The 11,663-nt window shown below is 61.0% G+C and carries 10 protein-coding genes, 1 riboswitch and 1 other annotated feature; of the genes, 3 read left to right on the forward strand and 7 right to left on the reverse strand.

Features of this window, described 5'->3' with window-relative positions; genetic code table 11:
- Nucleotides 1–10: 10 nt before the first annotated feature.
- Complete coding sequence (locus ACQRD3_RS03220) at nucleotides 11–532, reverse strand: YcxB family protein (protein WP_080908545.1); 522 nt, start codon at nucleotides 530–532, stop codon at nucleotides 11–13.
- Between the two features lie 101 nt (nucleotides 533–633).
- Nucleotides 634–840, reverse strand: a binding site (T-box leader).
- A 250-nt stretch (nucleotides 841–1,090) separates the two neighbouring features.
- A complete protein-coding gene (locus ACQRD3_RS03225; RefSeq protein WP_427779804.1) occupies nucleotides 1,091–1,999 on the reverse strand; it encodes a DMT family transporter in 909 nt (302 codons plus the stop codon).
- 53 nt (nucleotides 2,000–2,052) lie between these two features.
- On the opposite strand from ACQRD3_RS03225, the gene ACQRD3_RS03230 reads away from it, so the two are divergent.
- Together ACQRD3_RS03230 and ACQRD3_RS03235 are read left to right on the forward strand one after the other, a co-directional pair.
- On the forward strand, nucleotides 2,053–2,643 hold the full coding sequence (locus ACQRD3_RS03230) for a DNA-3-methyladenine glycosylase (protein ID WP_427779806.1): 591 nt from the start codon (nucleotides 2,053–2,055) through the stop codon (nucleotides 2,641–2,643).
- A complete protein-coding gene (locus ACQRD3_RS03235) occupies nucleotides 2,640–3,326 on the forward strand; it encodes an HAD family hydrolase (protein ID WP_427779808.1) in 687 nt (228 codons plus the stop codon). Before ACQRD3_RS03230 ends, ACQRD3_RS03235 begins: the two co-directional genes overlap by 4 nt.
- Here ACQRD3_RS03235 and ACQRD3_RS03240 read toward each other — a convergent pair.
- The 5 genes from ACQRD3_RS03240 to metK form a co-directional block, all read right to left on the reverse strand.
- Nucleotides 3,292–5,769 (reverse strand): ATP-dependent helicase, encoded by a 2,478-nt coding sequence (locus ACQRD3_RS03240; protein ID WP_427779810.1) that lies wholly within the window; start codon nucleotides 5,767–5,769, stop codon nucleotides 3,292–3,294. The genes ACQRD3_RS03235 and ACQRD3_RS03240 overlap by 35 nt on opposite strands.
- A gap of 62 nt (nucleotides 5,770–5,831) precedes the next feature.
- The gene (locus ACQRD3_RS03245; protein WP_427779812.1) at nucleotides 5,832–6,470 is read right to left on the reverse strand and encodes a C40 family peptidase; all 639 of its coding nucleotides are present in this window, start codon (nucleotides 6,468–6,470) and stop codon (nucleotides 5,832–5,834) included.
- 40 nt (nucleotides 6,471–6,510) lie between these two features.
- A complete protein-coding gene (locus ACQRD3_RS03250) occupies nucleotides 6,511–8,049 on the reverse strand; it encodes an O-antigen ligase family protein (RefSeq protein WP_427779814.1) in 1,539 nt (512 codons plus the stop codon).
- A 16-nt stretch (nucleotides 8,050–8,065) separates the two neighbouring features.
- Nucleotides 8,066–9,172: a glycosyltransferase family 4 protein gene (locus ACQRD3_RS03255; RefSeq protein WP_427779816.1), complete on the reverse strand. Its 1,107-nt coding sequence runs from the start codon at nucleotides 9,170–9,172 to the stop codon at nucleotides 8,066–8,068.
- Nucleotides 9,173–9,339: 167 nt separating this feature from the next.
- Entirely contained in the window at nucleotides 9,340–10,521 is a 1,182-nt protein-coding gene (gene metK / locus ACQRD3_RS03260) for a methionine adenosyltransferase (protein ID WP_080908553.1), read from the reverse strand.
- A 67-nt stretch (nucleotides 10,522–10,588) separates the two neighbouring features.
- Nucleotides 10,589–10,685: riboswitch (SAM riboswitch) on the reverse strand.
- Between the two features lie 157 nt (nucleotides 10,686–10,842).
- Here metK and ACQRD3_RS03265 point away from each other — a divergent pair.
- The coding region (locus ACQRD3_RS03265; RefSeq protein ID WP_427779819.1) for a rhomboid family intramembrane serine protease at nucleotides 10,843–11,663 on the forward strand (821 nt) is incomplete at its 3' end.

Consider the following 11,663-nt stretch of genomic DNA (forward strand, 5'->3'; position numbering starts at 1 on the left):
CACTCCTGTCTCAAATCTTCACAAAGGGAAGCTCTTTTCCGGTTTTTTCCTTCAAAAAGGCCCCGAACTTGGCCGGGTCGCCCTGGAGAAATCCCGCTTTGGAGAGGATGTACCCGGAGAACTTGTTCAAAAAGAGTACAAAATAGTCCTCCGTCTCCGCCAGCGCCCGAAACTCACCATACTGGTGGACCACCTTTTCCGTCCCGCCCTGGGCCACCATGCCGGCGTCGTCGAAGTAAAACTTCTGCTCAAAGCGCTCGGGCAGCCGCCGGGCGGTCTTAAAGGTCAGATAGCGATACCAGTTGATGCCCCAGACAAAGGCCAGGGTACTCAGGGCGATGCCCAAAAATGCGCCCGCGCCGCCCCGGGAAACCCCCAGCGCCGCGCCGCTGGCGGTCAGCCCGATCAGGCCAAAACCGATCAGCCCCCAGTGGATGGCCGTCATCTTGAGCTTCTGGACCGTCTTGCAGCTGACCTTCTGGTAGGCCATGATCTCCGTCTTTCCCAGATCTGTTTTCACCAGGAATTCCATCTGAACCCTCCTCAGTAAACTTGGCGGACTTTATGCCTGCCTCTTGCCCGCCCGGCCCTGACGGCCGCCGACTCCGCAAAAAATGCCCTGAGGCCTTTCGGCCTCAGGGCGAATCTTCTCCGCGGTACCACCTGAATTCGGGCGTGACACGCCCGCGCTCATCCCGTAACGTGGGATACGTCCGGCCTTACTTCACTTCGGGCCGGCAGCTCCGGGGCGACTTCCGCAGCAGGGTCACGGGACCTCACACCAGCCGATCCCTCTCTTGGCTTCCCCTGGGGCGTACTGCTCCCCTTCTCCGCATTTAGCTATGTTATTATATGCAATTTTCCCCGGAAAGTCAAGAAAAATCAGCTCCCGCCCAACCTGTCTGCATGGAAGGGATCCGTGCGCAAAAAAGGCCGCGGCCAAATCAGTCAAACAGGGGCTTTCCGCCGTGACGGCTCAAAAAAGGGCGCACCAATCTCCCGATAAGCCAAAATGTTTCCCTACAAGAACAGATATTGGCATGCTGCCAACCCATAAAGCGCCCTCCTTTCTTCGATTATGTTTTCCACATTACTCATTTTCAGCCGCTGTATCAACTTTTTTTCTTTGCAAGAAGGCAAACTTGGTCTCCGAGCAGAGCACCGACAGAAAGATCAGCACAAAGCCAACCAGCATCTGCACCGTGGGGCGCTCCCCGTCGAAAAGGACGGCAAAGAGAACACCGAAGGGTGCCTCCAGCGCCAACAGCACGGCGGCGGTGGCGGGGGCGGTGTACTTCTGGCCGATATTTTGGAACAGCAGCGCCCCTGCCGTGGCGAACACTGCCAGATAGCCCAGCCGCCACACCGCATCCAGCGGCAGGGCCGCCGTGGGGAAGCCCCCGGTCAGGAGGACAAATATCCAAGCCCAGAGCGCGGTAAAAGCGAACTGGAGCGTGGTCAGGAGAAAAACGTCCTTGCCCTGGGAGAATCGAGCCACCGCCACGATATGGAGCGCATAAGCCAGTCCGCTGCCCAGCGTGAGCACATCCCCTATATTCATGGTCAGAGAGCCGTTCAGCGAGACCAGGCCGATTCCGGCGATGCACAGCGCCGCTGCCAGCAGGTTGTAGCGGTCGGGACGCTGGTGGGAAATCCCCCAGTAAAGAAAGGGCACGATAACACAGTAGACGGCGGTGAGAAAGGCATTGTTTCCAGAACTGGTCCGCTCCAAGCCGAAGGTCTGCACAGTATAGGCCAGAAACAGCAGGGTGCCCATGACGGCCCCGCTCCTCACATACCACCGGTCCACGCTCTTCCAGTTGCGGAAGAATATCACGAACAGGATCAGCGCGGCAATCGTAAACCGGATGGCCAGCAGGAAAAAGACCGGCACATGGTCCAGAGTATTCTTCATCACAAAGAAAGAAGATCCCCAGACCAAGGTGGCCAGCAGGATCAGGGGCTTGGCAAGTTTTTTCAGGACAGCGGATTCGTTCATCGGTTGTGTCGGCTCCTTTACCGTGGTATCATAGTTCAAAATGAGGTGAGCGCATGGAAAAACTGACGGCAGACTTTTTCGCCCGGGACACGGTGACCGTGGCCCGGGACCTGCTGGGAAAACACTTGGTGCGAGTTTGGGAGGGGGTCCCCCTCACCGTCCGGATCACCGAGACCGAGGCCTACATCGGTCGGATGGACAAAGCCTGCCACGCCTACGGCGGCCGGCGGACTCAACGGACGCAGACCCTGTTCGCCCCGCCGGGAACCGCCTATCTCTACCTGATCTACGGCATGTATCACTGTCTCAACTGCGTCACTGAGGCCGAGGGCGAGCCTGCCGCCGTTCTCATTCGGGCGGCCGAGCCGGTAACGCAGGCGGATGCGGACGCCATATCTGACAGGCGTTTTCACTGTATAGCTTCCGAAATGTCAAGCTATCAGAGGAAAAATTTTCTGAATGGGCCGGGAAAGCTCTGTGAAGGTTTATCGCTTACCACTGCTCAGAATGGAATTTCTCTCACCGGGGATGTCCTCTACCTGCTGGACAGCGGCGAAACCCCGAGCCCCATCCATGTCGGCAAACGCATCGGTATCGACTACGCCGAAGAGGCGGTCGACTTTCCATGGAGGTTTTATCTGTGATCTTTTTTGACTTGGACGGCACCCTCATCGACTCCAACGGCGTGTGGGTGCAGATCGATCTGGACTTTTTGTCCCGGCGTGGTCTGACTCCCACCACCGAATACACCGACATGGTGGCCCACTCCATCTTCCCGGCCGCCGCCCGGTTCACCCGGGACTATTACGGCCTGAGCGACTCCCCCGAGGACATCATGGCCCAGTGGCGGGATATGGCTTACAACGCCTACGCCCATACCATTCCGCTCAAGCCCGGGGCCGGGGCGCTGCTGGAGGGCCTGTCCGCCCGGGGCGAGCCTATGGCCCTTCTCACCGCCAGCCTACCGGAGCTCTGCCGGGCCTCTCTGGCCCGGCACGGGCTGAACCGATACTTTCAGGGATTTTTCTTTGCCCAGGAGGCTGGGCTGGAAAAACGGGACCCGGCGGTCTATCCTCTGGCGGCGGAGCGCTTCGGCTGCTCGCCGGACCGCTGCATCCTGCTGGAAGACGCCCCAGACAACTGTGCCGCCGCCAGCGCGGCGGGATTCACTGTGGTGGGGGTCTACGACGACTTTTACTCCCCCCGGTGGGCGGATGTGGCGGCCCACAGCCACCGGACGGTACGCAGTTTGGAAGATCTTCTGCCCGATCTGAACGGCGGAGCCTTTTCCCTCACAGCTTCTCCATGTACTGAGCGGCGGATTTGAGCATCAGCTTCTTGGTGCCCACATTGTCGAAGGCCACCTCAACCAGTGCGTCCCCGCCCATCTTGGTGATGGTCAGGATCATCCCCTTGCCGAACGCCTTGTGGCGCACCATCTCTCCCTTTTGGAACTCCGGCAGCGGCGCTGCGGCGGTCCGGGCGGCCTTTGGGCTGCTCGCGGCCGCCGTTTTTGTTTCCCCGGAAACGGTTGGGGGGGTATAGCCCCGGTCGGCCCAGGGCCTGCTGTACCCGCTCCCACCGCTGGAATAGGCGGCGTGGTACTCCCGCTCCGGGCGCCAGTCGCCTTCGGCCATTCGCTCCCCGCCCCGGTAGGGCGAGCGGCCGCTTCGCTCCACCCGCTCCTCGGGGATCTCCCCCAGGAACCGGGAGGGCCGGTTGGCGGAGGTACGGCCGTAGAGCATCCGCTGGGCGGCGCAGGTCATGTGCAGGGTCTCTCTGGCCCGGGTCATGGCCACATAGCAGAGCCGCCGCTCCTCCTCCATTTCCTCCATGTCTCCAATGGCCCGCGTCCCGGGAAAAATCCCCTCTTCCAGTCCCACCACAAAGACCACGGGAAACTCCAGTCCCTTGGCTGAGTGCATGGTCATCATCACGGCGGAGTCCTCGCTGGGGTCGTGGTTGTCCAGGTCGGTATAGAGTGCGATCTCGTCCAGGAAGCCCGCCAGAGTGGGCGCCTCGCTGTTGTCCAGATAGGTCTGGATGGAGGAGCCCAGCTCCCGCACGTTTTCCAGCCGGGTGCGGTCCTCCACTGTTCCCCTGGCCTCCAGAGCCACGGCGTAGCCGCTGTCGGCGCAGAGCACCTCGTAAAACTGGGTCAGCGGCATCTCGCCCGCCTGCTTTCGCAGGCCGCGGATGAGATCCGCGAAGAGGTCGAGCTTGGCCGCCGCCTTTTGAAGCTCGGGCCAGCTGCGGGCGTCGCTCACCACCTCCCAGAGGGAACGGCCGTTCCGCGCGGCGATGGCCTGGGCGGTCTCTACTGTTTTGGAGCCAATGCCTCTGGGCGGGTTGTTGATGATCCGCTGAAGCCGCAGGTCGTCCCCGGGATTGTTGACCACACAGAGATAGGCCAGCATGTCCTTGACTTCCATCCGGTCGAAGAAACGGGTGCCTCCGATGATGCGGTAGGGCACACCGTTGCGCTTCATGGCTATTTCCAGCTCCCGGGACTGGGCGTTCATCCGGTAGAGGATGGCAAAGTCCTTCCACTTCCGCCCGGCGGAGTAGCCGGTGAGGATCTGGGCCGCCACATACTGCGCCTCGTCATCCTGATTCATGGCGGTGTAGAGCTTGACCCGATCCCCGGCGCCGTGCTCGGTCCAGAGCTCCTTGCCCTTGCGGCCCTGATTGTTGCGGATGACGGCATTGGCCGCCTCCAGAATGTTTTCCGTGGAGCGGTAATTCTGCTCCAGCCGAATGGTGCGGCAGCCCTTGTACTCCTGCTCAAAGGAGAGGATGTTCTCGATGGTGGCCCCCCGGAAGCGATAGATGGACTGATCGTCGTCGCCCACCACGCAGAAGTTCTCGTGTCCGCCCGCCAGAATGGAGGCCAGCTGATACTGGAGGTTGTTGGTGTCCTGGTACTCGTCCACCAGAACATAGCGAAATTTCTGCTGATAGTAGGAACGCACCTCTTCGCTCCTTTGCAGCAGGAGAACGGTGCGGAGAATGAGGTCGTCAAAATCCAGGGCATTGGCCGCCTTGAGCCGCTTTTCATACTCGGTGTAGACCAGGGAGATCCGCTGAAGCCGATAATCACCGCTCTTGGCACATTCATCGGCGTAGTCCTTCGCCAGCTTCATGGCGTCCTTGGCCCGGGAGATGGCACCCAGGATGGACTTGGGCGGAAAAGCCTTCTCATCGATGTTCTTATCCCTCAAAATGTCTTTCACCACCCGTTCGGCATCGGCCGAGTCGTAGATGGTAAAGGAGGTGCCGTACCCCAGCCGGTCGATGTCCCGCCGGAGAATGCGGGCGCAGGCGGAGTGGAAGGTGGAGGCCCACACGTCGTTGGCCGAGGGACCCAGCATCCGCCCCAGACGGTCCTTCAGCTCTCCGGCTGCCTTGTTGGTGAAGGTGATGGCCAGAATGGACCAGGGGGCCGCGGGGTCCAGGCGGCACAGCGCTTCGGCCCGATCCCGTCCGGCGTTGGAGGGATGGGCGGCGTATTCTTCCAGGAAGGCCAGATCCTCCCCTGTGACCCCGGCGGGAACCTCACCGGAGTCGGAGCCCCGGCCGTATTTCATCAGGTTGGCCACCCGGTTGATGAGCACGGTGGTTTTGCCGCTCCCCGCCCCCGCCAGCAGCAGAAGAGGACCCTCGGTGGCCAGCACCGCCTTGCGCTGCTCCGGATTCAGGTGGGAAAATTCCCCCTCGATGGCCGCCCGACGAGCCTTGCAGAATCGAAGCTGTTCCTTTGCATCCAACATAGCGTTCTCCCATTTCTCTTTTTTCGCAGTTCTTTTTATTTTAGTACAGAAGCGCCGGAAGGTCAACGCCCGGTTTTCTCCTGTAAAAAACACCCGGGGATTCCAAACAGGGTAAATCCCACCGAGGCCGGCGTCACCACCACGCCCCCCAGGGAGGCAGAGCAGTGAACCACCCAGAGCGTCCCCTCCCCGTCCCGGCCCAGGACGATGCCCACATGGGACAGGTCTGAAAAAAAGGCCAGATCACCGGGCCGGGGCAGCGGCACGGGCCGACAAGCCGCATACTGGGCCCGCACCCCCTCCCCCACGGCGTCATAAGCCTCCGGGTCGCCCAGTGCCGCGGCCGACGCCCAGGAGACCAGCCCGGAGCAGTCCAGTCCATAGCGCCGAAGCCGCCCCGTGGAATCGCTCCCCTCCGCCGTCACCCGTCTCCACCGGCCCCAGGCCCGATCCCAGCCGTCAGAGCGGGACTTTCCGCCCCAGAAGTAACCGACCCGCCCCACCAGGCCGCAGGCGGTGCGGACCAGCGCCCGGCGATCCGGGTCCCGTTCCCCGGCCAACGTCTCCCCCAGCAGCGGCTTCACCTCCGACGGCACTCGGACGGCCCGCTGATACAAGAGTTGGGACAGCAACAGCCCCACTGCCAGCAAAAAGACCGCCGCCCGGCGCCGGGCGGCGGTCTCGTCTCTGTTTCGTCTCACACGCATCCCCCCGGCACAGCATACGCCCGGGAGGATCCGCTCATACCGCCTGTTTTACGCTCTGGCGGCCCAGCTTCACGCAGGCGGTGATCACGCCGAAGAGGAACCAGTAGAAGAACATATTCCGGGGATAGAACCAGGTGTACTCCGCCACCGAGATCAGCAGGATGCCGCAGAAGCCCGCGACGGCCGCGGCCAGCAGATTCTTCACCCGCCGGTCGGTGCAGGCAAGATAGCTCTTCACGCCGGTCTTGAGCTGATAGAACAGCGTCCCCAGGAAGGCCAGCGCCCCAAACAGGCCGGTCTCGGCCCAGACCTGGAGATAGTTGTTGTGGGTGTGGATGGGGAAATTGCCGTCAAACATGGCCGGATAGCCTTTGAAAGTCTGTTTGAGGATATCGCTGCCCAGCCCCACGCCCCGCAGCCAGTAGTCCTTCATCAGCGTGGCGCTGGCATCATAGATGGCAAAGCGGTAGCTGGTGGAGGAGTCCTTCATGTTGCCGATGGTGAGGATCCGGTTATAGATGGTCTCGGGCAGCAGCGGGATGCAGCAAAGGCCCAAAACCACCAGCAGCGGGATGAGTTTCCAGTTCCAGAAGGCCAGAAATACCACCCCGGCCAGTGCAAAGCCCAGCCAGCCGGAGCGGGAGTAGGTAAAGGCCAGCGCGATGCCGCACACGGCGAAGGAAAACAGAGCGGCCACCCGCCCCCTCCAGCCCTTGGCGTTGAGAAACAGGGCAAAGGTCAGGGGGGTGAGCATGACCAGCAGCTCGGCAAAGTTGTTGGGGTTGTCGAAGAAGGAGTAGACCCGCCCGGGCATTCCGGCGTTCACCGCCATGTCCTGCTGGTTGGCCACCACGTCTACGCCAACCACGCCCTGGTAACAGCCGTAAAGGGCTGCCACCGTCAGCCCCGCCACCGCCAGAACGGCGATGAGCTGGAGCTGTTCATACCGCTTCACCGAGCTCACCACCAGCAGAGCCAGGAGAAAGGCGGTGAGGTGGAAGATAAAAAAGCGCAGGGAGAGCCGGGTGGAGATGGAAGTGAGCAGCGCATAGCACACGAAGCCCATAAACAGCGTCAGATAAGGCCCCAGCTCCACCATCTCCAGCCGGTGGCTGGGCCGGGCGGCGCTGCCCAAAGCAAAAAGAACGAAGAGCCCCACCACGCCCACAAAGGCGTACATGTTGTTCCAGCTGTCGTGGGGCACCAAAAGCATCACAGCCAGGAACGCGCCGGTGAAAAAGAAGGTGGCCCCGCCCAGGGCGGACACCGCACGGAAACAGAGACTCCCGTCCCAGATCCCTTTCCCCACCTTGTAGATCCACCGGAACAGGGCGCACGGGATGTTCAGGATGGCGGTGAGCGCCCCGCAGGTCATGCTCCCCGGCCAGCTCCGGGCCACAGCCCCCTCCCGCCAGAGGAAGCGGCAGACCACGCTGCCCCGGATATTCTCTCCCACCCCGCGGGAAAAGCGCCGCAGGGCGTTTCCAACGCCGCTGTTCTCCCAGGCTCCGGTCAACGCCGACCAGAGCGCCAGAAAAAAGCGGCAGACAATACTGTTTTCTACTACGGTCATAGTTTCTGCTCCAAACTCAGCCGTTGACGGCCTTTTCATAGACTTGGAAGGTCGCGGCAGCCATTTTGTGGATCTCAAACCGCGCCTCAATATTGGCAAGTGCATTTACCTTACAGTTCTCCCGGAACGCCGGATCCTCCAGGAAGCGCTTCATGGCCTCCGCCATGGAGTCCGGATCGTCGTAGGTCACCAGAAGTCCCCCGTCCGCAGGGGTTTTGATGATGTCGCTGTTGCCCCCCATGTCGGTGATCACGGCGGGGAGCCCCGCGGCCATGGCCTCCACGATGAGAAAACTCAATGCCTCGTGCTGAGAGGAATTGATGTAAAGGTCAGAGGCTTTATATAGGTTTTTGATGTCCTTTCGAAAGCCGATGAACTTGACCTGATCCCCGGTCAGTCCCAGCTCCTGGGCCAGGGCTTTGGTGGGTTCCAGCAAAGGGCCGTCCCCGGCCAAAACCATGGTGAACGGCCGGTCAGACCGCTCGGCAAGCCGCTTCAGGGAGCGGATCAGATAGGCGTGGCCTTTGTCGTCGGCAAAGCGGGAGGCACAGAGCATCACGAAGCGGTCGTCCGGAATACCCAGTTCCGCCCGCAGGGTGGATTCCGACCTGTCTCCGGCCCAGGCGTCCGGATCCACGGCGTTGAAGATCACCTGGATGTGTCCGCCGCTCCAGCCGTTGGCCATGAGCTGCTCTTTTCCCTTGTTGCAGACGGCGATCATCTGATCCTGCCGCTTGTCCAGCCACCGGTTGGACAGGCGGGTGACGGCGTCGTTGGCCAGGACAAAGTGGTTGGTATACACCACACGGATCTTCCGATTGTACCGCTTGGCCAGCATGGCAATGTAGTTCTCCCGCAGGTAGTGGCAGTGGATGAGCTCGATCCCCCACTCCCCGCACAGCCCGGCCAGCTCCCTGGCCGCCCGGAAATCGAACCGGCTGGAGAGGGTGATCTGCCGGGTGGGCACGCCCATGGCCTCCAGCCGCTCCACCAGCAGTCCGCCCTCGTTGTAGGCAAAATAAGGCTCCACCCGCCCGTCGGCGGAGAGGTATTTGACCAGCGTCTCCACATAACGCTCCGTCCCCGCCTTTCCGGCAAAGTTGAGCAGATACAGTACTTTCATGCCCTTCCTCCTCAGAAACGCATTTTCACAGGCCGCCATCAGATCCCGGGGCCGTTCTCTTTAGTTTACCCCAACACGGCAAACTTGTCCAGTTCCAATTACAAAGACCGGGCGGAACAGGAAGACGCCGCCGCGCTCCCGGCGCGGCGGCGTCTCTGTTCTCAGTTTTACAGCGCGGCCTTCAGCGCCTCCGCCAGGTCGGTGCGCTCCCAGGGCAGGTCGATGTCGGTGCGGCCGAAATGGCCGTAGGCGGCGGTCTGCTCATAGATCGGCCGGCGCAGATCCAGCTTTTCGATGATCTTGGCCGGGCGCAGGTCGAAGTACCGGTTCACCAGTTGGGCCAGCTTCTCCTCAGAGACCTTGCCGGTGCCGTAGGTATCCACCAGAACAGATACGGGGTGGGCCACACCGATGGCATATGCCACCTCGATCTGGCACTTCCGGGCCAGGCCGGCGGCCACGATGTTCTTGGCCACGTACCGGGCCATGTAGGCCGCAGAGCGGTCCACCTTGGTGGGATCTTTGCCGGAGAAGCAGCCGCCGCCGTGGGCGGCGGAGCCTCCGTAGGTGTCCACAATGATCTTCCGTCCGGTGAGGCCGGTGTCCCCAACAGGGCCGCCCACCACGAACCGTCCGGTGGGATTGACGTAGAACTTGGTGCCGGCATCCAGGTAACGGGCGGGGATGACCGGCTTGATGATGGTCTCCACCACCGCCTCCCGCAGATCCTTGAGGGCAATATCCGGATCATGCTGGGTGGAGACCACGATGGCAGGACAGCGCAGGACATTCCCCTCCCCGTCGTATTCCACGGTGACCTGGCTCTTGCCGTCGGGCCGCAGCCAGCTCAGTTCCCCGCTCCTGCGGGCATCGGCCAGCTTCCGGGCGAGCTGATGGGCCATGGCGATGGGGGCAGGCATCAGCTCGGGAGTCTCGTCACAGGCATAGCCGAACATCATGCCCTGATCCCCCGCGCCGATGAGGTCTGCCGCGTCGGTATTGCCGTTCTGCGCCTCAAAAGATTGGTTGACCCCCATGGCGATGTCGGGAGACTGCTCGTCGATGGCGGTCATCACGGCGCAGGAGCGGTAATCAAAGCCGTAGGAGGGATCGGTGTAGCCGATGCGCTCCACGGTGCGGCGAACGATGGCGGGGATATCGGTGTAATGCTCGGTGGTGATCTCGCCCATGACCACCACCATGCCGGTGGTGGTAAAGGTCTCACAGGCCACATGGGCCGTGGGATCGGCGGCAATAATGTCGTCCAGGACGGCGTCGGAGATCTGGTCGCACACCTTGTCGGGGTGCCCCTCCGTCACGGATTCAGAAGTAAAAAGTCGATTTGCCATTGCTCTCATCCTTTCTGTTCGGGCAACAAAAATACCCTGCCGAAAGCGACAGGGTACAGGTTCCCCATCCTCATCTTTCGATTGCTTCGCCGGATTTGGCACCTTGCGTTCCCGCAGGTTGCCGGGTTTCATCGGGCCGTTCCCTCCACCACTCTTGATAAGGCGGTATTTACTTTTCGTCTTTATTATACATATGTCGGTTTTCCCTGTCAAGAGGAGATATCTATGTCCTTTTCGCCAAAAGTTCACACTTTCTTCCTTTACTTTTGCATGAAAAGCGGGTACAATGCTTTTTACATCTCATTTGAGGAGGTTTTCGCCTTGCGCGCCATTGAACAGCGTCTGGATCGATTTTGCCGGGAGCACCCCCGGTTCGGCATCCCCAATCTGATGAACTACCTGGTCATCGGTACTGTGATCGTTTTCCTGCTGGACCGCTTCAGCTATGGCGGTGCCTCCAGCCTGCTCTATTTCAGCCGCCCCGCTGTTTTCAGCGGTCAGATCTGGCGTCTGGTCTCTTTTGTTTTTGTCCCTGTGAGCTCCAGCCTGCTGAGCGTGGCCCTCTCCCTCTACTTTTACTGGTGGATCGGCTCCACCCTGGAACGGGAGTGGGGGACCGCCCGGTTCAGCCTCTTTTACCTGCTGGGCGTCGGGTTCAACATCCTCTACGGGCTCATCGCCGGTTACGCCAGCATCGACTTTCTTAATCTTTCCCTGTTCTTCGCCTTTGCTGTTCTCTATCCTGACATGCAGGTCCTGCTGTTCTTCATCATCCCCATCAAGATCAAGTGGCTGGCCTGGGCCGACGTGGTTATTTTTGGGCTCCAGATGATCACCAGCCTGATCCGCCTGCAGTTTGTCAGCGCCTTCCTCCCGTTGGTGGCCGTCCTCAACTTCCTGCTCTTCTTCTGGTCGGACCTGACGGACGCCGTGGGGCGGCAAAAGCGGCGCTATCAGCACCAGCACGCCCAGCAGACGGTGAACTTCAAGCAAGCCACCCGGCAGGCTCAGCAGCAAAAGGGTTATATCCACAAATGCGCCGTATGCGGCAAGACCGATACCGACTTTCCCGACATGGAATTTCGCTACTGCTCCAAATGCAATGGCTACTACTGCTATTGCAAGGATCATATCAACAACCA

The organism is Candidatus Pseudoscillospira sp. SGI.172 (assembly GCF_050313575.1).
GTDB lineage: Bacteria > Bacillota > Clostridia > Oscillospirales > Oscillospiraceae > Vermiculatibacterium.